Origin of the sequence: Salinigranum sp. (assembly GCF_041641895.1) — an archaeon.
Taxonomy (GTDB): Archaea; Halobacteriota; Halobacteria; order Halobacteriales; family Haloferacaceae; genus Salinigranum.
In genome coordinates this window covers 1-23,604 of the sequence record NZ_JBEPXO010000063.1, presented here as the reverse complement: position 1 = coordinate 23,604, position 23,604 = coordinate 1, and the positions used below count along the sequence as shown (strand labels likewise).

General features: G+C 69.7%; 27 protein-coding genes. 16 read left to right on the top strand and 11 right to left on the bottom strand.

Features of this window, described 5'->3' with window-relative positions; genetic code table 11:
- Nucleotides 1-203 precede the first annotated feature (203 nt).
- Nucleotides 204-1,355: a chorismate synthase gene (aroC, locus tag ACESK5_RS13610; protein ID WP_372912125.1), complete on the bottom strand. Its 1,152-nt coding sequence runs from the start codon at nucleotides 1,353-1,355 to the stop codon at nucleotides 204-206.
- Between the two features lie 107 nt (nucleotides 1,356-1,462).
- Here aroC and ACESK5_RS13605 point away from each other — a divergent pair, with 107 nt between their 5' ends.
- The gene (locus ACESK5_RS13605) at nucleotides 1,463-1,930 is read left to right on the top strand and encodes a DUF6653 family protein (RefSeq protein ID WP_372912124.1); all 468 of its coding nucleotides are present in this window, start codon (nucleotides 1,463-1,465) and stop codon (nucleotides 1,928-1,930) included.
- A 56-nt stretch (nucleotides 1,931-1,986) separates the two neighbouring features.
- On the opposite strand, the gene aroA is transcribed toward ACESK5_RS13605, so the two are convergent.
- Complete coding sequence (gene aroA / locus ACESK5_RS13600) at nucleotides 1,987-3,273, bottom strand: 3-phosphoshikimate 1-carboxyvinyltransferase (RefSeq protein ID WP_372912123.1); 1,287 nt, start codon at nucleotides 3,271-3,273, stop codon at nucleotides 1,987-1,989.
- Between the two features lie 119 nt (nucleotides 3,274-3,392).
- Here aroA and ACESK5_RS13595 point away from each other — a divergent pair, with 119 nt between their 5' ends.
- Both ACESK5_RS13595 and ACESK5_RS13590 read left to right on the top strand, forming a co-directional pair.
- On the top strand, nucleotides 3,393-3,818 hold the full coding sequence (locus ACESK5_RS13595) for a cyclic nucleotide-binding/CBS domain-containing protein (RefSeq protein ID WP_372912122.1): 426 nt from the start codon (nucleotides 3,393-3,395) through the stop codon (nucleotides 3,816-3,818).
- A gap of 51 nt (nucleotides 3,819-3,869) precedes the next feature.
- Nucleotides 3,870-5,093 carry a M24 family metallopeptidase gene (locus tag ACESK5_RS13590; RefSeq protein WP_372912121.1) on the top strand — a complete coding sequence of 408 codons (1,224 nt, stop codon included), beginning with the start codon at nucleotides 3,870-3,872 and terminating at the stop codon, nucleotides 5,091-5,093.
- Here the strand turns inward: ACESK5_RS13590 and ACESK5_RS13585 are convergent.
- A complete protein-coding gene (locus ACESK5_RS13585; protein ID WP_372912120.1) occupies nucleotides 5,069-5,566 on the bottom strand; it encodes a hypothetical protein in 498 nt (165 codons plus the stop codon). The two genes, ACESK5_RS13590 and ACESK5_RS13585, sit on opposite strands and share 25 nt — an antisense overlap.
- Nucleotides 5,567-5,751: 185 nt before the next feature.
- On the opposite strand from ACESK5_RS13585, the gene ACESK5_RS13580 reads away from it, so the two are divergent.
- From ACESK5_RS13580 to surE, 5 genes are all read left to right on the top strand, one after another.
- Nucleotides 5,752-6,195 carry a hypothetical protein gene (locus tag ACESK5_RS13580; protein WP_372912119.1) on the top strand — a complete coding sequence of 148 codons (444 nt, stop codon included), beginning with the start codon at nucleotides 5,752-5,754 and terminating at the stop codon, nucleotides 6,193-6,195.
- Nucleotides 6,196-6,261: 66 nt separating this feature from the next.
- Nucleotides 6,262-7,089, top strand: coding sequence for a prephenate dehydrogenase/arogenate dehydrogenase family protein (locus tag ACESK5_RS13575; protein ID WP_372912118.1), 828 nt, complete (start codon nucleotides 6,262-6,264; stop codon nucleotides 7,087-7,089).
- The gene (locus tag ACESK5_RS13570) at nucleotides 7,086-8,495 is read left to right on the top strand and encodes a small ribosomal subunit Rsm22 family protein (RefSeq protein WP_372912117.1); all 1,410 of its coding nucleotides are present in this window, start codon (nucleotides 7,086-7,088) and stop codon (nucleotides 8,493-8,495) included. Before ACESK5_RS13575 ends, ACESK5_RS13570 begins: the two co-directional genes overlap by 4 nt.
- Before the next feature lie 202 nt (nucleotides 8,496-8,697).
- Nucleotides 8,698-9,714, top strand: coding sequence for a hypothetical protein (locus tag ACESK5_RS13565; RefSeq protein ID WP_372912116.1), 1,017 nt, complete (start codon nucleotides 8,698-8,700; stop codon nucleotides 9,712-9,714).
- A 53-nt stretch (nucleotides 9,715-9,767) separates the two neighbouring features.
- Complete coding sequence (gene surE / locus ACESK5_RS13560; protein ID WP_372912115.1) at nucleotides 9,768-10,544, top strand: 5'/3'-nucleotidase SurE; 777 nt, start codon at nucleotides 9,768-9,770, stop codon at nucleotides 10,542-10,544.
- On the opposite strand, the gene ACESK5_RS13555 is transcribed toward surE, so the two are convergent.
- Nucleotides 10,532-11,029: a hypothetical protein gene (locus ACESK5_RS13555; protein WP_372912114.1), complete on the bottom strand. Its 498-nt coding sequence runs from the start codon at nucleotides 11,027-11,029 to the stop codon at nucleotides 10,532-10,534. The two genes, surE and ACESK5_RS13555, sit on opposite strands and share 13 nt — an antisense overlap.
- A gap of 79 nt (nucleotides 11,030-11,108) precedes the next feature.
- On the opposite strand from ACESK5_RS13555, the gene ACESK5_RS13550 reads away from it, so the two are divergent.
- Entirely contained in the window at nucleotides 11,109-11,684 is a 576-nt protein-coding gene (locus ACESK5_RS13550; RefSeq protein ID WP_372912113.1) for an N-acetyltransferase family protein, read from the top strand.
- Nucleotides 11,685-11,699: 15 nt separating this feature from the next.
- Here ACESK5_RS13550 and ACESK5_RS13545 read toward each other — a convergent pair whose 3' ends face one another.
- The 4 genes from ACESK5_RS13545 to ACESK5_RS13530 form a co-directional block, all read right to left on the bottom strand.
- Nucleotides 11,700-12,257: a maltose acetyltransferase domain-containing protein gene (locus ACESK5_RS13545; RefSeq protein WP_372912112.1), complete on the bottom strand. Its 558-nt coding sequence runs from the start codon at nucleotides 12,255-12,257 to the stop codon at nucleotides 11,700-11,702.
- A 54-nt stretch (nucleotides 12,258-12,311) separates the two neighbouring features.
- Complete coding sequence (locus ACESK5_RS13540) at nucleotides 12,312-13,415, bottom strand: CNNM domain-containing protein (RefSeq protein ID WP_372912111.1); 1,104 nt, start codon at nucleotides 13,413-13,415, stop codon at nucleotides 12,312-12,314.
- Between the two features lie 299 nt (nucleotides 13,416-13,714).
- Entirely contained in the window at nucleotides 13,715-14,005 is a 291-nt protein-coding gene (locus ACESK5_RS13535; protein WP_372912110.1) for a chorismate mutase, read from the bottom strand.
- 66 nt (nucleotides 14,006-14,071) lie between these two features.
- Entirely contained in the window at nucleotides 14,072-14,968 is an 897-nt protein-coding gene (locus ACESK5_RS13530; RefSeq protein WP_372912109.1) for a shikimate kinase, read from the bottom strand.
- A 104-nt stretch (nucleotides 14,969-15,072) separates the two neighbouring features.
- On the opposite strand from ACESK5_RS13530, the gene ACESK5_RS13525 reads away from it, so the two are divergent.
- Nucleotides 15,073-15,537, top strand: coding sequence for a DUF5796 family protein (locus ACESK5_RS13525; RefSeq protein ID WP_372912108.1), 465 nt, complete (start codon nucleotides 15,073-15,075; stop codon nucleotides 15,535-15,537).
- Nucleotides 15,534-15,767 carry a hypothetical protein gene (locus ACESK5_RS13520; protein ID WP_372912107.1) on the top strand — a complete coding sequence of 78 codons (234 nt, stop codon included), beginning with the start codon at nucleotides 15,534-15,536 and terminating at the stop codon, nucleotides 15,765-15,767. Before ACESK5_RS13525 ends, ACESK5_RS13520 begins: the two co-directional genes overlap by 4 nt.
- A 72-nt stretch (nucleotides 15,768-15,839) precedes the next feature.
- Here ACESK5_RS13520 and ACESK5_RS13515 read toward each other — a convergent pair whose 3' ends face one another.
- Nucleotides 15,840-15,974: a hypothetical protein gene (locus tag ACESK5_RS13515; RefSeq protein ID WP_268951685.1), complete on the bottom strand. Its 135-nt coding sequence runs from the start codon at nucleotides 15,972-15,974 to the stop codon at nucleotides 15,840-15,842.
- Nucleotides 15,975-16,189: 215 nt separating this feature from the next.
- On the opposite strand from ACESK5_RS13515, the gene ACESK5_RS13510 reads away from it, so the two are divergent.
- The 3 genes from ACESK5_RS13510 (at nucleotide 16,190) to ACESK5_RS13500 (ending at nucleotide 19,300) form a co-directional block, all read left to right on the top strand.
- Nucleotides 16,190-18,400, top strand: coding sequence for an AAA family ATPase (locus ACESK5_RS13510; RefSeq protein WP_372912106.1), 2,211 nt, complete (start codon nucleotides 16,190-16,192; stop codon nucleotides 18,398-18,400).
- A gap of 109 nt (nucleotides 18,401-18,509) precedes the next feature.
- Nucleotides 18,510-18,818 carry a hypothetical protein gene (locus ACESK5_RS13505; protein ID WP_372912105.1) on the top strand — a complete coding sequence of 103 codons (309 nt, stop codon included), beginning with the start codon at nucleotides 18,510-18,512 and terminating at the stop codon, nucleotides 18,816-18,818.
- 74 nt (nucleotides 18,819-18,892) lie between these two features.
- Nucleotides 18,893-19,300, top strand: a complete 408-nt coding sequence (locus tag ACESK5_RS13500) for a hypothetical protein (RefSeq protein ID WP_372912104.1) — start codon at nucleotides 18,893-18,895, stop codon at nucleotides 19,298-19,300.
- A gap of 59 nt (nucleotides 19,301-19,359) precedes the next feature.
- Here the strand turns inward: ACESK5_RS13500 and ACESK5_RS13495 are convergent, their stop codons facing one another.
- Nucleotides 19,360-19,737 (bottom strand): hypothetical protein, encoded by a 378-nt coding sequence (locus ACESK5_RS13495; protein ID WP_372912103.1) that lies wholly within the window; start codon nucleotides 19,735-19,737, stop codon nucleotides 19,360-19,362.
- A 98-nt stretch (nucleotides 19,738-19,835) separates the two neighbouring features.
- A complete protein-coding gene (locus ACESK5_RS13490) occupies nucleotides 19,836-22,685 on the bottom strand; it encodes a DEAD/DEAH box helicase (RefSeq protein WP_372912102.1) in 2,850 nt (949 codons plus the stop codon).
- A 97-nt stretch (nucleotides 22,686-22,782) separates the two neighbouring features.
- Between ACESK5_RS13490 and ACESK5_RS13485 the strand changes: the two genes are divergently transcribed.
- Nucleotides 22,783-23,253, top strand: coding sequence for a hypothetical protein (locus tag ACESK5_RS13485; RefSeq protein ID WP_372912101.1), 471 nt, complete (start codon nucleotides 22,783-22,785; stop codon nucleotides 23,251-23,253).
- A 55-nt stretch (nucleotides 23,254-23,308) separates the two neighbouring features.
- Nucleotides 23,309-23,587 (top strand): hypothetical protein, encoded by a 279-nt coding sequence (locus ACESK5_RS13480; protein WP_372912100.1) that lies wholly within the window; start codon nucleotides 23,309-23,311, stop codon nucleotides 23,585-23,587.
- Nucleotides 23,588-23,604: the final 17 nt, after the last annotated feature.

Genomic DNA, 23,604 nt, shown 5'->3' with positions numbered 1-23,604 from the left:
TCGTCAGTCATATTGTGGTCACGGCCCCGTAGGCCTCTACCCAAGGTGTAGACGATGTATCGATTAAAGACTTTGCTATGGATTGACAAGGAAAGATGATGATAGACCTTATATTGTATGCCTATTACGTCGAAAAGGGACAGAATCGGGAGCCTCCGAAGCTTCGATAGTCGAAGCTAGTGTCGGCGACTGACTGGCTGGCGCTACGAACTGTCAGGCGACGAGGGATGATAGTCGGTGTCGTACGCGCCCGCCTCGCCGTCCAGCCTGTCGGGGTTGATTCGTCCGCCCAAAAGCATGAAGTCGAGGATAGTGAGCGAGAGCATCGCCTCGACGACCGGAACCGCCCGCGGCGGCAGGACCGGGTCGTGCCGGCCGACGACCTGAATCTCCTTCTCCTCGCCGGTCTCCCAGTCGACCGTCTTCTGCGTCTTCGGGATGGACGTCGGCGCGTGCCACGTCGCCTCGCCGTAGATTGGCTGTCCCGTCGTGATGCCGCCCTGGAGACCACCGTGTTTGTTCCCTTCCGGGACCGGGTCACCGCTCTCGTCGAACTCCCAGTCCTCGTTCCGGTCGCTCCCGGTCCACTCGCGGGCCTCCTTCCCGAGGCCGTACTCGACGCTCGTCGTCGCCGGGATGGAGAACATCGCCTGTCCGAGGCGAGCGGGGAACGAGTCGAACCGCGGTGCACCCAGCCCCCGGGGCACGCCGCGTGCCTCGAAGTAGATCGAGCCGCCGATGGAGTCGCCCTCCTTCTGGTACTGGTCGATGCGCTCGCGCATCTCCTCGGCCGTCTCGGGGTGGGCACACCGTACCTCGTTCTCCTCGGTGTGTTCGAGCATCTCCTCGAACGTGACGGGCGGCGCCTCGACGTCACCGATCTGGTTGACGTGCGCCTTCACCTCGATACCGTGCCAGTCGAGAATCTTCCCCGCGATGGCGCCCGCGGCGACCCAGTTGACCGTCTCCCGGGCCGAGGACCGGCCGCCGCCGCCCCAGTTCCGGGTCCCGAACTTCGCGGAGTAGGTGAAGTCGCCGTGACTCGGCCGCGGGGCCGTCACGTACGGCTCGTACTTGCCCGACCGGGCGTCCTTGTTCTGAATGACCATCCCGATGGGCGTCCCGGTCGTGTAGCCGTCTTGGAGGCCGGAGTTGATGACCACCTCGTCCGGCTCCCCCCGGGACGTGGTGATCATCGACTGCCCCGGTTTGCGCCGGTCGAGTTCGCGCTGGATGTCCTCCTCGGAGAGTTCCAGCCCCGCCGGGCAGCCGGAGACGGTGACGCCCATCGCCTCCCCGTGGGACTCGCCGTAGGTCGTCACCTGGAAGAGACGACCGAATCGGTTTCCGTTCATTACGTGGGTGTGGGAAGGGTGGGCATTTCAACGGTGCGGAACGCGCCCACCTTGCCGGCCCGGCTCCCGACCGGAATAGCCTTCGTACGAGGGGGTGACACGACCGTATGGTCCCCGACAGCCCCTCCCTCCGGAGCCGTCTGCAGACCCGTTTCTGGGAACGCCACGCCAACCCCTGGAGCGCGGGATCCCGCTTCCTGACGATGCCAGCCCTGCTGTACGCGGTGTACACCCGCGACGGGCGACTCCTCCTCGCCACGCTGGGGTTCGCCGTCGTCAACCCCGTCGCCTTCCCCCCACCGGAGCGGACGAACTCGTGGCTCTCCCGTGTGGTCCTCGCCGAACGCGAGTGGCTCGGCGAGGGACGCGGGACGATGGGACTCGACTACCCGAACGTCCTGAACCTCCTCAACGTGCCGGCGACGCTGCTGGCGCTGTGGGCCGCCTGGAGGCAGCGGCCGGTCGCGACGGTCGGCGTGTGTCTGGTCGCGATGACCCTCAAGGTGTGGTGGGTCGACGCCATCGCACGCCGGACGGCGGCCGGACGAACCGGGGTGTGGCGCGACGAGTCGTAGCCGTCGGTCGTACAGTCGATACCGGCGATGTGCTCGGTACGCGGCTTCCGGGTCGTTCAGTCCCGCTCGACGGTCGCGCCGAGGCCGTCGAGGACGTCGAAGAACCCGGGGAAGGAGACGTCGACGTGCTCCCCGCCGCGGATGGTCGTCGTCCCCTCGGCGACGAGACCCGCGACGGCCAGCGACATCACGATCCGGTGGTCGTGCCTGCCGTCCACCTCGGCACCGACGAGGTCCGTGTCGGAGCCGTGAATGGTGAGGCTGTCGTGCTCCTCCGTGACCGAGGCGCCCATCTCGCCGAGTTCCTCGGCCATCGCGCTCACCCGGTCGGTCTCCTTGTACCGGACGTGTTCGCAGTTGACGATGCGCGTGTCGCCGTCGGCGACGGCGCCCAGCGTCGCGATAGTGGGGAGGAGGTCAGGGGTGTCGCCGACGTCGACTTCGACGCCCGACAGCGGCGTCCGCGAGACGTCGATGGTCCCCTCCTCGCGGTCCCAGTCGACGTCGGCCCCCATCCGCTCAAGGATGGAGACGATGGCCGAGTCGCCCTGTGCGCTCGGTCGCGCCCCGTGGACGGTCACCCCCTCGTCGCCGGCGACGGCGCCCGCCGCGAGGAGGTACGACATCGACGAGAAATCGCCCGGAACGTGGTAGGTCCCGCCCTCGGCCTCGTAGGACTGCCCACCCGGGACGGAGAACCCGGCGTCGGTCCGCTCGACTTCGACGCCGAAGTCAGCGAGCACCTCGATGGTGATGTCGACGTACGGCGCGGACTTGAGTGCCGTCTCGAGTTCGACGTCGATGCCGGACTCCGTGACCGCACCGGCCATCAGCAGGGCGGTGATGAACTGCGAGGAGACGTCGCCCGGGATCGACACCGCACCGCCGGCGACGTTCCCGCCGACGACGAGCGGCGCCTGCCCGTTCCCGCGCGTGCTCTCCGCGCGGCCGTCGAGTTGTGTGATGGCGCCGAGGAGCGGGCCGTGTGGTCGCGACCGGAGCGAGTCGTCGCCCGTCAGCACGGTGAGTCCCGTTCCCAGGGACGCACACCCCGTGACGAGACGCATCGTCGTCCCCGAGTTGGCGCAGTCGACGACGTCGTCCGGCGTCTCGGGTCGACCGCCGAAGCCCGTGACGTCGACAGTCGACCCCGCGCGCTCGACCGCCCCGCCGAACGCCCTGACGGCGCGCATCGTCGCCCGCGTGTCCGCGCTGACCAGCGCGTCCGCGACGGCGGCCGCCTCGCTGTAGCCGGCGGCGAGGATGGCTCGGTGCGTGTAGCTCTTCGACGGTGGGGCCCGCGCGTCACCCGCGACGGCCGAGTGGGTGATAGAGACGTCCATACGCGGGCGTCGGAGAGCGGCGACGAAAGGCTACCGGAACCCGGCGAGTCGTGAGCGTCGTGTCGTCGACCGGTGGTCCCGACCACAGCGATTTACCACTCGTCGACGTACTCCCGGGTATGGTCATCGAAGACCTCGCACGCAGCGACGTCGTCACCGTCGACCTCGAGGCGACCCTCACAGAGGTCGCACGCGTCATGCGGGACGAGCGAGTGGGGAGCGTCGTCGTCGTCGACGGGAAGGGGACCGTCGCCGGTCTGCTCACCGACCGCGACGTCGTCGTCTCGGGACTCGCGGAGGGCCGTCACCCCGACGAGTGCATCGCCAACGACATCCTCTCGACGAACGTCTTCTCGGTGACGCCCGACGCCGAGGTGGCGGCCGTCGCCCGGCAGATGCGCGAACAGGGGGTTCGACGCGTCCCCATCATGCGCGACGGCGCTCTGGTCGGCATCGTCACGCTCGACGATCTGCTGGTCCACCTCGGTGAGGAGTTCGACTGTCTGGTGTCCGTGGTGAAAGGCGAGTTCCCCGACCGGGAATGAGCGCGCGGGCGGTGGGACAACCGTTTTGCCCTCGCTCACCAACCGGGGGCTATGACCCGCGACCTCAGCGCCCTCGACGACTGTCTCGCAGACGCCGGCGCGGACGGCTACCTCGTCGACGCCGACGGGACCGACTCGAACCAGCGGTACCTGTCGGGCTTCGACGCGCCGGACCCGTTCGTCACGCTGTACGTCCCCGAGGACGTTGCCGACGGGAACGACGGAGCGAACGACGGCGGAACCGACGGCAGCGGCCTCCACCTCCTCGTGTCGAGTCTCGAGTACGGCCGTGCGACGAAGGTCGACGGCGTCGCCTCGGTGGCCCGCCTCGTCGACTACGACCACCGCGACAACGTCACCGACCACGGGCCCGTCGCGGGCCGGGCACGGACCGTGGCGACGTTCCTAGCCGACCACGCCGTCGGGAGCGTCGCCGTCCCCGCGGACTTCCCGCTGGGAGTGGGCGACGCGCTCCGCGAGACGGGCGTCGACGTGACGGCCGACCGCACCGACGTCGTGACGGGCATCCGGGCGACGAAGTCGGACGAGGAAGTCGAACACGTCCGCGACGCACAGCGGGCGAACGAGGCGGCGATGGCTGCCGCCGAGGACCTGCTGCGGGAGGCGACGGTCGAAGGTGGGGTCCTCCACCACGAGGGCGCGGTCCTGACGTCGGAACGAGTGAAAGAGGAGATCGAGGTGACGCTCCTCCGTCACGGCTGTGGCCTCGACGAGACCATCGTCGCCTGCGGCGCCGACGCCGCCGACCCCCACGACAGAGGGAGCGGTCCGCTCCGGGCCGACGAGGCCATCATCGTCGACATCTTCCCTCGCTCGAAAGAGACGAAGTACCACGCGGACATGACCCGGACGTTCGTCAAGGGCGACCCGTCCGCGGAGTTGCGGCGGCGCTTCGACGTGACCGACGAGGCGCGCGAGGCCGCACTCGCGGCGCTCGGCCCCGGCGTGACCGGCGCCGACGTACACGACGCGGTCTGCGACGTGTACGAGGACGCCGGCTACCCCACGCTCCGGTCCGACCCGGAGACGGAGGTGGGGTTCATCCACTCGACGGGCCACGGCGTCGGCCTCGACGTCCACGAACGGCCGCGCGTGAGTCCCGACGGCGAGGAGCTACGGCCGGGCCACGTGGTCACCATCGAACCCGGCCTGTACGACCCCGCTGTGGGAGGCGTTCGCATCGAGGACCTCGTCGTCGTCACGGAGTCGGGCTACGAGAACCTGACCGACTACCCCGTCGAGTTCGTCGTCTGACCGGCCTCGACGCCCGTCGGCGGGCGGGCGTCTTCCCACTCTTCGAGCAACGTCCGGAGTCCGTCGATTGTCGAGGAGACGGGGAAGCCGGCGGCCTGGCGGACCACGTAGTCGTCGTCGAGCAAGAGCGCGTAGACGGTGTCCTCGCCGAGGAGGCCGAGCGACTGACGGAACTGCCGCTTGTTCACCCGGAGGACGACCATCCGGTCGTGCTGGTCGGTGGTGAGCAGGTCAGCCCGGCGCGTCCGGCCGATGAGCATCCGACTCCGCCAGTCGACGACGAGCAACTCGTAGTACTCGAAGTCGTCGTACCGCGCCGCGAGCTGGTCGGCGACCGAACACCAGGGGTCGACGAGAGACCGTTGTTGCCACTGGAAAGAGATGAGGAGTAGGGTCGGGTCTCCGTCGAACCAGCCGGGAAGCGGGAGGTGATTCCCGTCGAGATTCGAACCCGAGACCCGTGGAAACTTCATCGTCCCGTCAGCACGCCTGCTGCCGGTATAACTCATCGCCCCTGATTATCAGGAAAGATTCTCACCGTCTGCCACTCGTCTGACGAGGAGTCGAAGCGGGACGAACGTCTCGACATCTGGAGACGAACTGGCGGTCCGAATCGACGGCCGATATCCTCTTCTCGCTCCCGGCCCTCCCACCAGACGTGTCTCTGGTGGACCGACTCGCTCGACTGTTCCGCGAACCGACTGCGGATGCCGACCCCACGGACGAGGCGTACCGCGGTGACGGCGGCGGAGAGGACGTGGACGTGACGCGCTCCGACGCCGTCGCCGTCGTCGTGCAGGACCCGCCGGCGGGCGTCCGGCGGTACGAACTCACGGTGCGGGGTGACACCGCCGTCGAAGCGGTCGACCCTGGCCTCCTGACGCGACTGTTCGAGACGTTCGACGAGGGGAGCGGCGTGGTTCGCGCCCGCGCAGTCGACGTCGACGGACACGGGACGGACGTCGAGGCGGCGACGCCACTGTTCACAGTCAGGTTCGCGGACCCGGTTGCCACCGAGACGGTATCACTCGACGGGACGCTCACCGGTCACGACGAGGAACCCGTCCCGTGGCCGCGGGTCAGGCTCACGCCGGTGGCATGAGGCCCGGCGCGCCCGGCGGCGGACGGTTCCGAAGCCTTTTGCGACGGCCCGAGTTACGGTGGAGCGATGAGACTGCTCGTCGTCGGCGCGGGGTCGATGGGTCGGTGGTTCGCCGACACCGTCGGGGAACACACGGGTGACGCCGACGTCGCGTTCGCCGACGCGGACCCGACAGCCGCGGCCGACGCGGCGGCGGCCCTCGACGCCCGACACGTGCCGGTCGACGGCGACGAGCGATACGACGTCGTCTGCGTGGCCGTCCCCATCTCGGCCGTCGAGGCGAGCATCGACCAGCAGGCGCGGCGTGCGCGAGAGGGTATCGTCGACGTCTCGGGCGTGATGGCCGCGCCGGTGGGCGCGATGCGACGCGCCCTCCCCGACGGCGAACGGGTCAGCCTCCACCCCCTGTTCGCCCCGTCGAACGCGCCGGGAACCGTCGCGAGCGTCGTCGACGCGCCGGGGCCGGCGACCGACCGGATCCGTGCCGCCCTCGAGGCGGCGGGTAACACGGTGTTCGAGACCACTCCCGACGAACACGACCGGGCGATGGAGACGGTCCAGTCGAGCGCCCACGCGGCCGTCCTCGCGTACGCGCTCGCCGCGGGCGACGTCCGACCGGAGTTCCACACGCCGGTGTCGGCCGCCCTCGAGGAGGCCGTCGAGATGGTCACCGGCGGGAAGCCGCGCGTCTACCGCGAAATCCAGGAGACGTTCGAGGGGGCGGAACGCGTCGCCGAGGCGGCCGCCCGCGTCGCGGCCGCCGACGGTGACGCGTTCGACGAACTGTACCGCGAGGCGAGTGCACCGAACGGGGACGGTGGCACCCGCGACGTGGACGACGACACCGGTCCGGGAGACACCAGCCCGGACGACGGGTGGGGTGCGGAGCGATGACCGACCGCGAGGGCATCCGGTCGAACGCGAAGTACCTTCGGAACGTCCGCCCCGTCGACCCCGACGAGATACACGAGTACGTCGAAGGGAGCCCCCACCCGGCTGTCGTCAGACAGGTCCTCCGGGAGGAGGCGGTCGATCTTGGCCTCGTCGAGCGGACGGACGGGACGTTCGTCCCAGCCCCCGAACGGGTCGTCGAGGGCGGCTGGGCGCCCGACGCCTTCCCCACCCGCTACGCGGACGCCTTCGAGAACCACCTCGTCGAGCGGTACGGGCTCGGCTGGCACGAGGGCGAGTCCGGGGCGCGACTGCGCGAGACGGTCCGTCGGCTGAAGGAGCGCTACTACCGCCAGCATCCGGTCGAGTACGACGAGGGGGTGGCGGACGCGTACGGCCTCTACCACCTCCCCGACTACTACGCCAGCGTCGGCTACGTCCTCGACACCCTGACCGAGCGTGACCTGCTGTCGACGCCGCTTCGCGTCCTCGACGTCGGCGCGGGCACCGGCGGCCCGGCGCTCGGCCTCCACGACTTCCTGCCCGACGACGCGCTGGTCGACTACCACGCCGTCGAACCGAGCGCCGCCGCCGACGTCCTCGAACACCTCCTCGCGGAGACGGGCCGGAACTTCCACCCGACCGTCCACCGGTCGCGGGTCGAAGCACTCGACCTGGACGAACTCGCCGGCGAGACGCCGTTCGACCTCCTCCTGTTCTCGAACGTGCTGAGCGAACTGGACGACCCCGTCTCGGTCGTCGCGTCGTCGCTCCCGGCGCTCGCCGACGACGGCACCGTCGTGGCGCTCGAGCCAGCGGACCTCAACACGGCGACGACGCTTCGAGAGGTGGAGCGTGCGGTGGTCGCCCGGACGGGCGCGACGGTGTACGCCCCGACGCTCCGGCTGTGGCCGGACGCCGAACCGGGGGACCGTGGCTGGTCGTTCGACGTCCGCCCCGACGTCGCGGTCCCGCCGTTCCAGTCGCGGCTCGCGGCCGACGCCGACGACCCCGACGCGTTCGTCAACACGACGGTCCAGTTCGCCTACGCTGTCCTGCGCCCCGACGGGGTCCGGCGGAGCGACGTCCGGGCGAACCCGAAGCGACACGCGAAGATGGGCGAACTCGACCGCCACGTCACCGAGCGCATCGACCTCCTCGCGGTCAAACTGAGTCACGACCTGACCGACGACGCCGACGCCAACCCGCTGTTCAAACTCGGCGACGGGAGCGAGGGGACGGGCGTGTTCGGCGTCCTCACCCGCCGGACGTCGCTCAACGAGACCCTCGAGGGGGCCCCCTACGGTGCGGTCCTCCGACTGGAGCAGGCCCTCGCGCTCTGGAACGACGACGAGGAGGCATACAACCTCGTCGTCGACGACACGACTGTCGTCGACTTCCTCGGCTGACCGCGGTCGACCCGCCTCCCCGGCGAGCGTGGTGACCATCGACCCCGACCGCCGGCGACCGGCCACCGAATCTCACCGTTGCGACTCACGAGGACATATCGCTCGTCACCGCACTAACGGCCCGCCACGACGGTCCGTCTGCAGTTATCAACATAGATACGCTCGCCGACAGGATTAACCATACCCGGCGAGCAGAGCGGGTATGCACCGGCGCGCGCTCCTCGTCGCCGTCGCCGGACTCTCCGGCTGTACTGGCCTCGTCGGGAACCCGCTAGGCGGTGGGTCCGGGTCGGGAGGGTCGGACGACTCCGGCGGCGCTACCTCCGGCGGTTCGGCCGAGACTGCAGTCCCGGAGTCAGGCACCCCCGGACAGGACGGGGGGTCGGCGGACGCTCCCTCCGGAGAGGAGACGCCGACGAACGCGGAGCTTCGCCGGATGAGCGTGTCGGACCTCCTCGCGCTATCGCGCGAACAGCTCTCACGCGCCGTCGAAGTCTACGTCGACGCCGGGCGGGGGGACTCGCTCACCGGCGTCACGGCCGCCACCGATACGTTCGCCCCCGCCGCCATCGTCGACTACCTCTACCGTGCCCGCCGGGCGTACGAGGCGGCCGACAGGCAGGGACTGCCGGCCGAGGCCGAAGAAGAGATCGCTCGCCTCGGCCGCGTCGAGGAGTTCCTCCGACTCAGCATCGACGCGCAGGTTCTCCTCATCGAGGCGCACGACGACCTCGAAGGGGTCGTCACCGCCATCGACTTCGTCGACCCCGAGAGCGCTCGCTCGCTCGCCGACCGGGCGAACGCCCGACAGGCGCGGGCCGAAGGGACGGTGACCGACCTCTCGAACGTCCGGTACGAACGCTCGGTGACCGTCGTCGACGCGCTCTCACGGGAGGCGTATCTGGCCAAGCGCGACCAGTTCGACGCCGAGGTAGACGTCCTGGCGGACGTCGTCGAAGCCCTCGCGATGGTGGTCGAGGGGGTCCGCCTATTCGCACGGGCGCGCGGCCGCCGGCAGAGCGGGGCGCCGTACGCCGCCGCCGACCTGGGCCGGGACGCCGAGACGGCGTTCTCCAGGGGTGAGAAAGCGCTCAGAGACGCCGGGGGGCGGATCCCCTCGCGGGCCCGGGGCTTCTCGGGCGTCGTCGCGGCGCTCCGGACGGCCGCCGACGACAAACGCGTCGAGGTTCGGGCGTTCTACCGGGACATCGAGACCTAGGCGCGGGGTCGCACAAGCGGTGCGTTTTTGCTCGGCCCATCGATGTGTGGGGTATGGACATCCTCCTGACGAACGACGACGGCATCGACAGCGTCGGCTTCCGGGCGCTGTACGACGCGCTGTCGTCGGTCGCGGACGTGACCGCGGTGGCGCCCGCGGAGGACAAGAGCGCCGTCGGTCGACAGATGTCGACGAACGTGCTCGTCGAGGAGCACTCCCTCGGGTACGCCGTCCACGGGACGCCCGCAGACTGTACGGTCGTCGGACTGGAGTCGCTCTGCCCCGACGTCGACATGGTCGTCGCGGGCTGTAACAAGGGGGCCAACCTCGGCGCGTACGTCCTCGGTCGGTCCGGGACGGTGTCGGCGGCGGTGGAGGCGGCCTTCTTCGACGTGCCGGCCATCGCCGTCTCGCTGTACGTCCCCGGTGGCGACGCGCCGTGGGAAGAACTCGCGACCGACCCCGAGGACTTCCGTCCCGCGACCGACGCCGCGACGTATCTGGTCGAGCACGCCGTCGGCGCGGGCGTCTTCGACGAGGCCGAGTATCTGAACGTCAACGCCCCGCTGGACGCTGCCGAGGACGCCGAACTGCGCATCACCGAGCCCTCGACGATGTACGACATGACCGCTCGGCTGGACGGGGACGACCGGTTCACGCTCCACGACCGGGTGTGGGAGCGGATGCGGGCGAACGACCTGCCCGACCCCGAGGGGACCGACCGCCGGGCCGTCGTCGAGGGACACGTGAGCGTCTCCCCGCTGCTCGCTCCCCACCCCACCCGGCACCACGAGGCCCTCGACGGCCTCGCGGCGGCCTACCGCGACTGACGGTGTCGACGGCGTCGGACCAGGGTGCCGCGTTGACAGTCGAGAGCGCGACGGCCCGACTGTATTCGGAGAACGTCGTGGTCGTCGCATCGCCGGTGGACGTGACCGTGCTCGACACTCAGTCGGTGAGCGCTACGGAGTCGACGGGCGTCGAGTCGGGCTTCCAGCGGGACGTCGAGCGCGTCGACGGGGACCCACTCGACGAGCGGGTCGAGGCGGTCGAGGGCACGCAGCAGCGTCCGCAACGAACTCAGTTCGCGCGCGAGGAGTCGCCACCGCGTCGTCGTCTCGTACCCGGCCGCGGTTCGGACGACCCACTCGCGTCCCACGAAGTCGTGGCGGATGCGTCCGACCGTCACCCGCGAGACGGGGGCCCCCTCGACGAGTTCAGCCCGGGCGCGTGCCCCGTCGGCGAGTATCTTCAAGACCGCCAGGCGGTTCGGTGACCGGACGAGGAACGCGACGTCGGCGAGCGGGGGCGTCATCTGCTCTCACGTCTCCGCATCGTGTGATCTCTCCATCCCCGACCACCGGACTTACCTCCCCGTGTCGCGCGCTCCGGGCATGGACGTGACACTCCGCCCGGCGCGACCGGCCGACGCCGCAGCGATTCGGCGCATCTACGCGCCGTACGTCGAGGAGACGGCCGTGTCGTTCGCCACCACGCCCCCCTCCGTCGGCGAACTCGAAGCCACGGTCGAGGAGACGCTCTCGCAGTACCCGTGGCTCGTCGCCGAGCGGGACGGGGTGGTCGGCTACGCCTACGCAGGCGCGCTCCGGAAACGCGACGCGTACCAGTGGACCGCCGAACTCTCCGTCTACGTCGCCCGGGGAGCGCAGGGCGAGGGAATCGGTCGACTGCTCTACGAGGCACTCCTCGGACTGCTCGACCACCAGGGGTACGCGAGCGCCTACGGGGTCGTCACGCTCCCGAACCCGGCCAGCGTCTCCTTCCACGAGTCGCTGGGCTTCGAGCGCGTCGGACTGTTCGACGACGTCGGCTACAAACACGGCGCGTGGCACGACGTGGGCTGGTGGCGGCGTCGACTCTCCGACCCGGCCGCGCCCGACCCGCCGGTCCCGTTCCCGGCGCTCTCCGACGGAGCGGTCGCGAGCGTCCTCGGCGACGAGTGGGAGTGAGCGAACGCGCGGCAGTCAGTCGAGGTCTTTCACCACCGTCGCGGGGTTGCCCTGCACGACGACGTCGCTCGGGACGTCGTCGGTGACGACGGCCCCAGAGGCGACGACGGCGCAGTCGCCGACGGTGACGCCGGGGTTGAGGACGGCCCGCCCGCCGACCCAGACGTCGTCGCCGATCTCGACCGGATCCCCGTACTCGGGGCCCTCGATTCGCGTCGCGGCGTCGAGCGGGTGCGTCGCGGTGTAGACGTGGACGCCCGGACCGAGCAGGCAGTTCCGCCCGACGTCGATGCGACAGACGTCGAGGAGGACGCAGCCGAAGTTCGCGTAGAAGCCGTCGTCGACGTGGACGTTGTAGCCGTAGTCACAGCGGACGGGCGGTTCGACCGCGACGTCCGCGCCGACGGTCCCGAACAGTTCGCCGAGGAGCGTCGTCCGTCGGTCCTGCTGGTCCGCGCCGGTGTCGTTGTACCAGCGGGTGAGCGCCCGGGCCGCCTCGCGGTCGGCGACGAGTTCGGGGTCGCTCGCGTCGTACAGTTCACCGGCGAGCATCTTCTCCTTCTCGCTCTGCACGCCCGCCGAGAGTGGCTCCACCCTCAAAAGGACCCCGCCGGCCCCGTGCGCCGCCTACGCCTCGTCCCCGTCTTCGTCGAGCGGGTCTTCCAGTTCGCCGGCGATCTCCTCGAACGCGTCCGTCGCCGTGACCAGCCCGACGGTCTCTCCGTCGTCGACGACGAACGCGAGTTCCTGCTGTTCCGCCTGGAAGCGGTCGATGAGTTCGCTCACCGGTAACTCGGGCGGGACCGTCAGGGGCGGCGCCGCGATTTCGGCGAACGTCCGCTCGCCAGCCTCGATTTCGTCGAGGTGCGTCATCAACGACGGGACGTAGACGATACCGGCCACGTCGTCGAGATCCCTCCCCACGAGCGGGAACCGGGTGTGCGGCGTCTCCCTGATGATGTCGAGGTTCTCGTCGGTGTCGTATTCGGTCGAGATGGCCACGATGTCGTCCGACGGGACCATGATGTCTGCCGTCTGAATCTGGTCGATGGCGAGGGCGTTCATCACCTCGCGACGACGCTCCGGCGGGACGTCCAGCGTGGTCAACACGTCGCCCATGCGGCTCAGGAGTTCGCCGCGCGTCGTGGCTCCGTCGTCCCCCTCGACTTCCTCCTCGGCCCACGACCGAGTTATCTCGACGCCGAGAACCGACAGGAGCGCCTTCGCCGTCCAGTCCGCCAGACGGATGACCGGCGAGAGGATTCGCGTCCACCAGTAGAGGATGGGCGCGCCGTACTTGGCGATGGTCTTGGTCCGCTCGATGCCGAGGTACGTCGGCGCCTGCTCGCCGATAGTGAGGTGCAGGAGGTTGATGACGGCGAGTGAGGCCACCGCCGCCAGCGCTGAGTGGCCGCCCTCTCCGCCTCCGCCGAGCAGGCCCTCGACGCCGAGGCCCGAGAGGACCGGACTGAGGACGGCCGTGAGGGCAGGTTCGGCCGCCACCCCGAGGCCGACGCTGCAGATGGTGATTCCCAGCTGACACCCCGAGAGGTACACTTCGAGGCGTTCCGTCATCTCCCAGGCCCGTTCGAGCCCCTTAGAGCCCTGGAACTCGTCTTCGGTGAACTGGCGGACGCGCGTCATCGCGAACTCGATGGTGACGAAGTAGCCGTTCCCGAGCAGGAGGACGAGTCCGGCGAGGAGGCGACCGAGTGTAAGAGTGGTGACCATCTGACAGTTCGAGACGATTGACGCACCGATTGGAAAAACTAGCGACTCTCGGTTGCTCTGTGACCTGTTCGCAGCGAGGCCGGCAGAGAGCGCGGGTCGTCGCGGAGCGAGACGGGAGAGCCACCGACAGTCACACGGCGAACGGCGCGCATCGATGGGACGGGTGGACGGGTCTCCCGCGTCCTGCTCTCTCGACGGAGCGAGAACCGCCGGGGGCTTTGCGCGGCACAGTCACTCGTCCCGCCCGGCGGCACCGGCCGAACGCTCACCGGACCTGAGTTTCGAACCGGCGGCCGTCGCTACCGACGCCGCCGCTGTTCGGCCTTGTTCAGTTCGATGAGCAGTCGGAACACCGCTTTCACGAGGTTGGCGTCGACCTCGAACCGCTCGGCGTTCTCCGCGGCACGCTCCATCACGCGCTCTTCCTGTGACTCGTCCGTGGTGGGGAGGTCCCGTTCGGCCTTCACGCTGGCGATGGTGTCGGCCACGTACGTTCGACGTGCGATGAGTTCGACGATTTCGCGGTCGATGTCCTCGATTTCGGTGCGCAGTTCGTCCAGGTCCATGTTCTCGGGGTTGGTCTCGGGCATGAGTATGTGAGCAGGTGTGTCGCGTGTGAGTGCGGTCGGGTGTCGTCGGGCCGGGCGCGAGCGGGGTCAGAGAACCCGTGCGCCGTCGGTTCGCGTCGTCGTCAGTCGGGTCGTCCCGTCGCGCTCGTCCCACATAGCGGCGACGGTTTCGAGGTCCTCACGCGCGCCGACGGCGACGACGCTCGGGCCGGTGCCGGAGAGTGAGACGCCCGCGGCGTGCGGCATCGCCTCGACGGCCGGGTCGGTCGGGAACCCCAGCGCCGCGGAGAAGGCCAGACCGTTGACCGTCATCGCCTCCGCGTACCGGTCCTCGGAGACGAGATCGGCGACCAGTCGCGCCATCGGAGCGACGCGTTCACACCGGGAGACGTCGGCGTCGGCGCTGTACGCACGCTCCGGCGGCGTCCAGACGAGGACGTCCCAGTCGCGCTCTGCCCGCGAGAGCAGGTCGTCGCGCGTGTTGTCGGTGAAGGTGACGCCCCCGAGCATCGACGCCGAGGCGTCGTCGAACGCGCCCGTCACCGTCACACCCGCGTCGCGGGCGGCCTCGACGCCGAGTCGACAGGCGTCGAGACGGGTCACGCCGTTCCCGGCGTCTGCGTCCGCAGCCACGTCCGCGTCGGCAGCGACGTCGACGCCGAGTGCCGACAGCGTCGCGAGCACCGTCGCGTTCGCCGCCGCGCTCGAGGACTTCAGGCCGGCGGCCATCGGCACCTCGCTGTCGGTCCGAACGTGGCCGCCCCGCTCTCCGGAGCCGAACCGGTCGACGGTCAGTTCGACGCAGCGCTCGACGAGTCGGGTGTCGGCGTCGGGTGCACCGGCGACCGACCCGGAGACGTCCCCGGAGTCGTCGAGTTCGACCGTCGCCGTCGTCTCGGCGTCGAGCGCGAACGCCGACCCGGTTCCCGTGGCGAGGGCGTTCAGCACGGTGCCGGCCCCCAGCGCGACTGCACGACCCTTCATACCCCTGTGGTGGGTAAACGCCTCGTTTAGGTGTGACGGTTCGCCCGACTGACCCGGGAGCCGAACCCGGCCCCTCTTTACCGCCCGGTGACTACCACTCACACATGAGCGCGCCGCACCGGAACGACGTCGCCCCGAGCACCCTCTCCGTCTCGTTGCTCGACGAGGGCGTCGAGGTAGAGTACACCGACGGCCGGAAGACCCTCTACCGTGGCGTCCCCGAGAAGACGTCGACCACCCTGACGACCCAGCCCGGCCGTGACCTCCACGTCCTCGTCACCGACCCCACGGACTCCGAGGGCGTGCTGGTGTACGTCGACGACCTCAAGACCCACGACGACATCCTCGAATCGACCGGCGTCGGCCGTGTCATCCTCGACCAGGGGGAGGAGGAAGAACTGTTCCCGGGCGTCGTCGTCCGCCGCGTCGGTGAACTTCGATACGCGGTCGACGCGGACCCCGAGGTGGCTCGCGGCCGCGTGTTCGCCTTCGTCGAAGACGACTGGGGCGAAGACTCCTACGAGTTCGTGACGACCGACGAGGACCGCGAGACGGAGGGCGACGCGTGAGCCTCCGCAAGCCCTGGAAGCCGCTCACGAAGGAGACGCTCCGAGGGGTCCCCGACCGCTACGGCCTGTACGAACTCGGCGACGCCGACGGCAACTCCCTCGGCGTCGACGCCGGACCGCTCCGGGACGAGCTCAAGGAGGCGATGGCGTACGGCGACGGCTCACAGGTCCGCTGGCGGGTCGCGAACTCGCGCGAACACGCCGAGTCGATGCTCGACGAACACCGCTGACCGTCACGCGTCGACGGGAGCGCGACGGGCGCTCGCTCTCTGCCGTCGTCCGCCTCTCTGCCGTCGTCCGCCTCACTGCAGGTACGACGGCGAGTCGGTGTCGCAGTGTCCCTCGTGTGCCTTCGCGTCCCCTTCCGACTCGAACAGCATCCCGCAGTCCTCACACTCGTACCACGTCCCGTCCTCACGGCGGGTCGTCGTGACCATACCACGACGTAGGGTGTCAATTGACAAAATTATTTCTGCGGAGACCCGCCGTCGCCGGGGTCGGCACCGCGACGCGACTCGGGGAGTGTCTCCGGAGTCGACACCGGCAGAGACCGGACGGTGACACGTCTCCGGTCCCCCGTCCTCCACTCACCACGTGCGCCACTCCCCTGCCGGCGCAGAAAGCTAAGTACCGTCGAGACCCAACCCCACCCATGACTGACGACGCGGCGGTCGAACTGACCGTCCGCGGCGCGGAGAAGCGCGACGCCGGCCGCGGCATCGCCCGCCTCCCCGAGGCGGCCCGCAAGCGCCTGGGCGTCCTGAGTGGCGACGACGTTCTCGTCGAGGGTGCGCGGACGACTGTCGCGCGGGTGTGGCCCGGCCGCGGGTCGCTCCCGGCCGGCAGCATCCAGATCGACGCCGACACGCGGTCCAACGCCGGCGTGAAAATCGGTGAGACCGTCCGCGTCTCCACTGTCGACATCGACGACGCCGACGCCATCACCGTCGTCGCGCCCGGCAGCGTCACCGACGAGGACGCCCTCGAACGCCACGTCAAGCGGGGGCTCCGGGGACGGCCCGTCAGCGAGGGCGACCGGGTCCACCTCGAACATCTGAGCGACGCCCCGTTCGTCGTCCACGCTACGAAGCCCGACGGGACGGTCCACGTCACCGACAGGACGAAGGTGTTCATCCGGATGCGCGAGGGGGACGGCGAGCCGTCGGCCTCGGCCGGCGGCACTCCCGAGGCTCCACAGGGGACCGACGCCCGCTCGCGCGACGAACAGCGGAAGCGGACGGAGACGACGCTCACCCCGCCGGCCCCCTCGACGACCGCCGAGACGGGCGTCACCTACGAGGACATCGGCGGCTTGGACCGCGAACTCGAGCTCGTCAGAGAGATGATCGAACTCCCGCTCTCGGAACCGGAGGTCTTCGCCCACCTCGGCATCGACCCGCCAAAGGGCGTCCTCCTGCACGGCCCGCCCGGGACCGGGAAGACGCTCATCGCGAAGGCGGTGGCGAACGAGGTGGACGCCTCGTTCCTCACCGTGTCGGGTCCGGAGATAATGTCGAAGTACAAGGGCGACTCCGAGGAGAACCTCCGGCAGAAGTTCCAGCGGGCTCGCGAGGAGGCGCCCGCCATCGTCTTCTTCGACGAGATCGACTCCATCGCCTCGAAACGAGACGACGACTCCGACGTCGAGAACCGCGTCGTCGGCCAACTCCTCTCGCTGATGGACGGCCTCGACGCCCGTGGCGAGGTGGTCGTCATCGGTGCGACCAACCGCGTGGACTCGCTCGACCCCGCCCTCAGACGGGGGGGACGGTTCGACCGCGAGATAGAGATCGGCGTCCCGAACGAGGAGGGGCGGCGGGAGGTCCTCGAGGTTCACACCCGACGGATGCCGCTGGCCGACGACGTCGACCTCGACGCCCTCGCCGCGCGAACGCACGGTTTCGTCGGTGCGGACCTCGAATCGCTCGCGACGGAGGCCGCGATGGTCGCGCTCCGTCGCCGCGAGGCTGGGAGTGCGCTCTCGGACGTCGAGGTGACCCGCGCGGACTTCGAGCGGGCGATGGCGAGCGTCGAACCCTCGGCCATGCGAGAGTACGTCGCGGAGAAACCCACCGAGGGGTTCGAAGCGGTCGGCGGCCTCGACGACGTGAAGGACGCGCTGGAGCGGGCGGTGTCCTGGCCGCTGACCTACGGCCCGTTGTTCGAGGCGGCCGACGCCGCCCCTCCGTCTGGCGTCCTGCTCCACGGCCCGCCGGGAACGGGCAAGACGCTCCTCGCCCGCGCTATCGCTGCGGAGTCGGGCGTGAACTTCATCCACGTCGCCGGCCCCGAGCTGCTCGACAGATACGTGGGTGAGTCCGAGAAGAGCGTCCGAGAGGTGTTCGAGCGGGCCCGACAGACCGCACCGGCCATCGTCTTCTTCGACGAGGTCGACGCTATCGCCGCAAAGCGCGGCGGCAGTGGCGACACCGAGGTCACGGAGCGCGTCGTCTCGCAACTGTTGACCGAACTCGACCGGGCGGCGGAGAACCCCTCGCTCGTCGTGCTGGCGGCGACGAACCGGAAGGACGTTCTCGACCCGGCGCTCCTCCGTCCCGGTCGGTTCGAGCAGCACGTCCACGTCCCTGAACCCGACGAGGCGGCCCGTCGGGCCATCCTCGCGGTCCACACGCGGAACAAACCTCTCGGCGAGGACGTCGGCCTCGCCGACCTGGCTGCACGAACCGCGGGCTTCTCGGGTGCCGACCTGGAGGCGCTCTGCCGGGAGGCGGCCGTCCGGGCCGTGGTCGCGGTCACCGACCGGTACGAGGGCGAGTCGGCGAACGACCACGCCGACGAACTGGTCGTGGGAGCCGACGAGTTCGAGGCGGCGTTCGCGGCCGTCTCGCCTGGGACCGACTGACCGTCGACGTTCCCCGTCCATCCCCTCACCGAGTGAACAGTTATCGTCGCGGCCGTCGTGAGAGTGGCATGCACTCGCGAGTCGGTTCCGAGACGGGAGCGGAGACGGCGTGAGGACGCCGTGGCCGACGAAGGTCCGCCGGGAGTGGGCCGCACTCACCGGCGGGCCCGTGTCGTTCTCGTGGTGGATGCTCCGGGCGTTCCTCCGGACGGCGTTCAGCGTCGCTCTCTTCGGACTGCTGGGCTTTCTCTACTTCGACCCGGCGGCGCTACAGGCCGTCGCCGACGGCGCGGTGTCGCCGCTGTCGCTCCTCGTCGTCGTGTTCACCACGCCCGCGTTCGTTGGCTTTCTCGCGCTCGTCGCCGTCGTCTCGGCCGTCCTGCCGTTCCTCCCGGACCGCGACCCACACGGCAACTGACCCGACTCCGGGTCGTTCGCCCGTACATCACCGCCGCCCCCACCTTCTTGTACCCGGGGCGCAGTCACTCGGCCATGAGCGACGACACCCCGACGGACGTCGAACTGCTCCCCGAGGAGGCCCAGCAGCACCTCGCGACCACGTGTCGGACCGCCGCGGGCGACAGCGTCCGTTCCGTCGTCTACTTCTCCCGGACCGACTACGAACAGGTGTACCTCAGGGGTGACCTCGAACGCGACGCCGACCTCGACACGTTCGTCGGCAGCGAGTGGCAGGACTTCAACATCACACAGAACGCGTACCAGGGGTCGGAACTCGGCGACTACCGCTACACCATCCGGGTGTTCGAGAACGGCTTCCTCATCCGGGTGACGACCCACAACCACGGCGTCATCATCACCACCGACAACGTCACGCTCCGCGACTTCGAGGAACTCGCGACGGCGGTGGGACACCTGTTCGACGAGTGGAACCTGGACTAGCGGAGGCTCGGTCGGTCACGCGCACGTCGTGTCTCTCTCGTACACGGACGCGTCGCCCCTCACCCGCGGGTCACAGTCACTCGCACGGTCCGGCCGTCGTGTTCGACGTAGTAGTCCGTGACCGGGACCCCGTCGTGCCGCACCTCGTCGGTCGTCGCCTCGACCGAGGCCGAGCCGTCTCTGAGCGCCTCCTCGACGGCGACCCGGACGGGACTCTCGGCGGGGAACCGCGACAGCGCGTACACGTCGCCCTCGTCCGTCGGAGGTGCGTCGACGACGGTGGCCTCGACGACGACGGTGGGGGTGCTCGTGGTGCCGACGAGGATCAGCACCACGAACAGGAGCGGGCCGCCGACGAGAACGACCAGCACGAGGTACCTGACGGGGGCAGGGAGCACGTCCAGGTCGGGGACTAGCGGGAGACTGTTCGAGTCCACGTCCAGAGGTATCCGAGCGGTCGGTGTATCCTTTGGGGCGTTCGTCGTCGGTCGCTGGCGTCACGCGACGGGGGACCGCCTCGCGTTCCAGACCGACGTCAGTCCCAGAACGACTGCGTCCGTGCGTACTGACGCTCCTGTTCGAGGATGTCCCGGTAGAAGTCGTCCTCGTCCGCCCGGAGCTTCGAGATGATGCGTGCCGCGTTGTGCGGCCCCACGCCCCGTGCGGCCATCGCCACCACCGCCTTCTTCCCGTGCGCCTGCACGAGGCTCGCCGAGCGGTACGCGCGTTCCGTGAGACGTTCCTGCTCGTCGTCTTTCTCCGGGGCCCGGACGGCCTTCACCGCCTCCTCGTCCCACGGGTTCAGCGCGGCGATACGCGTCGCACCACACTCCGGGCACTCGGGCGGGTCGCGCACCCGCCTCACCTTGGTCGTCCGCCGCCACTCCTGACAGTGCAGACAGAAGAGGATGACCCGGTCGTTCTGGATGCGCTCGCGGACCGCGTCGATGACGCTCGCGTCCGCGTTCTCCGGCACCAGAAGCTCTCGTCCCGACGACTGCCCGCCCGTCCCGAGCGGGGTCCGCTCCCGGGCGACGTCGAGTGCCACGTCGCCGTCGTGGAGTCGTCCGAGGAGGTCCGCCGTCGCCTCCACGGCGAGGTCACGGTGGAACACCTCCCGGACGGCCTCGTCGAAGACGGGGGTATCTGCCAGCGCCGCGAGGAGGCGGTCGCCGCCGAAGCGGCCCTGTCCCTGGTAGCGCTTGAGGGTGCCGAACTTCGCGGCCACCTGCGCCAGCGTGAACTTGAGCGTGTCTGAGTTCTTCAGCGCGAGTTCGCAGACGGCTTCGACGTGGGCGGGGTCCGTCTCCTCTATAGTGGAGACGAACGCCGAAGCCCGTGTCTTCGCCGGCACCTCGAACTCGATGCGGTAGGGGTCGACTTCCATCCCGACCGAGGAGCCGGTCCGCTGGCCGACGAGCGCCGCGAGCAGGCGGCCGAGGGTCTCGTTCACCTGGTGGCCGTTCGTGGAGTTCAACACGACCTGCCGTGCGCTCGATTCGACCACCAGCCGCGAATCGGTCGGGAGCGGGTGGCCGGTCTCGACGTGGCGAGCGACCGGGTCGAGCGCCTTCCGAACCGTCTCGACGTCGGCCGGGTAGCGCGCGCAGAGGTCGCGAGCGACGGCGTCGACGTCGGCACCCTGCTCCAGTTGGACCCCGGCGACACTCCGGAGTTCGCCGACCTCCCGTGCGACCGCCTGTGGGACGGGAATCTCCTGGCCGACCCACGACGGAATCTCCCCCGTGGGGTCGGCGATGGGACTGACGTTCACCCGGCTCTCGTCGTCGTCGATGTCGTCGATACGCCACATCTCCCCGCGCTGGATGAACGACGCGCCGGGTTCGGCGAAGTTGACGACGAACCGCTCGTCGAGCGTCCCGACCTGTTTGCGCGAGGAGAGGTCGTACACCTCGTACGTCTCCTCGTCGGGGATCATCGAGAGGTTCGCGTAGAAGTACTGCCACGTCCCGCCGGACTTCTCCAGCCGGTCGGCCTCCTCGTCGAGCCAGAGGAGCCGGTTCTTCGACAGCTCCCGGACGACCGACTTGAACTGTGCCTCCGAGAGGTCGCGGAAGGGGTACGCGCGGGTGAGGAGTTCGTACGCGTCCGGCGCGCGGACCTCGCCGACGTCCATCAACAGGCCGACGAGCTGGTTCGCCACCACGTCGAGACTCCCGTGGTGGATGGCCGCGGGTTCGACCTCGCCTTCTCGACCTCTGCGGGCGATGACGAGCGCCTCCAGCGCGTCGTCCGGGTGGCCGACGACGACGGTCCCCTCCGAGACGAGGTCCTGTCGGTGTCCCGCTCGTCCGACGCGCTGGAGCAGGCGAGCCACCTCGCGGGGACTGCCGTACTGGACGACGTGGTCCACCCTCCCGACGTCGATGCCGAGTTCCATCGACGACGTACAGACGAGGCCGTCGATGTCGCCCGTCTTGAACTGGTCTTCCACCTCGACGCGGACGTCCCGCGAGAGCGACCCGTGGTGGACGCCGATGGGTTCGTCCAGTTTCGTGAAGAGCGCCCCGAGCGCCTCCGCGGTCTGACGGGTGTTGACGAATATCAGCGTCGACTCGTGGTCGCGAACGACGTCGCGGATGAACCGCACGTGCGTCGCCATCTCCTCGTCACACGCGAGTTCGCCGGCGAGGAGGCGGTCCCCGTCCCGCGGTTCGGGCCAGTGGACGTCGAACGCCACGCGGTTGCCGACGTCGACTTCGACGACAGTGAAGTCGCGGTCGCCAGTGAGGAACCGCCCCACCTCGTCGGGCGACCCGACCGTCGCCGAGAGCCCGATTCGCTGGAACGGCTGCGAGAGCAGGCGGAGCCGTTCGAGGCCCACGGCGAGCTGGGCACCCCGCTTCGACGAGGCGAGTTCGTGTACCTCGTCGACGACGACGTGCGAGACGTCCGACAGCGCCCGCCGGAGCTTCTCGCCCGTCAGCATCGCCTGGAGCGTCTCCGGCGTCGTCACCAGGACGTCGGGTGGGTCGTTCGCCTGCTTCGTCCGCTGGTACTGCGTGGTGTCGCCGTGGCGGACGTCAACCTCGACGTCCAGTTCCTCCCCCCACCACTCCAGTCGGTCCCGCATGTCGCGGTTCAGCGCCCGCAGGGGGGTGACGTACAGTGCCGAGATGCCCTCGCGCTCCTCGGGTGGTTTCGCACAGATGTCCGAGAACACCGGCAGCATCGCCGTCTCCGTCTTCCCCGTGCCCGTCGGTGCGATGACGAGCGCGTCCCGACCGGAGGCGAGCGGGGGAATCGCCCGCCGTTGCGGCTCGGTCGGTGTCGCGAAACCCCGCTCGGAGAGCGCCGCCCTGACGCGAGCGTGGAGGTGTGTAAACGCGTCGAGTCCCTCGCTCTCTGCGGGGGAACCGGTCATAGCCGGAGTAGCGGCGCGAGCGGATTAAGCACCTCGTTTCCGGTCGCCCGCGCTCGGAACCCCCACGTTCAGGTACCGCCCCCGACAACACCGTGGTGTGGACTCCGACAGGACTTCCTCCCCTCCCGCCCGTCGGTCGTCGACGGTCTGGTCGCTCTGTGCGGGCGGATACGCGTTCGGCTGTGCCGCCGCGCTCGTCTCGGTCCTCGGTACCCCCGTCGAGACGGTGGCGACTGTCCTGACCCTCCCGTCCGACTCGGCGGTCCTCGTCGCGGCCCCTGCCACTCCGTTCGGTGCCGTGGTCTGGTGGGCACTCGTCGAACGGCGACGGGCCCACAGCTACCTCGCCGGCGGCGCCGCCGGACTGGTGACCGCCCTCCTGACAGTCGCGTTCTGGAGCGTCTGGGCAGCGGCGGTGTGGGGGCCGCGCCTCGTCTGGGTCGCGGGTATCCTCGTGGGTGCCGCGCTCGCGGTGAGTCTCCCCGTCGGGGCCGCCGCGGGCGTCCCGCTGATGGTCGTCTGTCGGTGGGTCGGGTCCTCGGTGCCCACGACGACGACCGACGACTGACGGCTGTGTGGGACGGAGGCGGTGCCCTCTTGCCCCTCGCTCCCGAGGGGTCGCTATGGCAGACATCGAGGTCGACTACCCCAGACTGTACTGGCTCTCCTTCGCCGTCGCCGGACTCGTCACGCTCCTCCGCGCCGTCGTCGTGGGGCTCTCGGGGGTGACGCTCCAGACGCTCGTCCTCCTCGTCGTCGGAGTGGTCGTCCTCGGGACGGCCGCTCGCGGCTTCAGGGACCCGGCGGCGTCCGGTGCGCCGACGGAACCGACGCCGTTGCTCGTCGTCGCCGTCCTCGCCGCGACGGTCTACTCGCTGTTCACGCTGGCGGCCATCGTCTGAGGACGGGCGCGTCACCC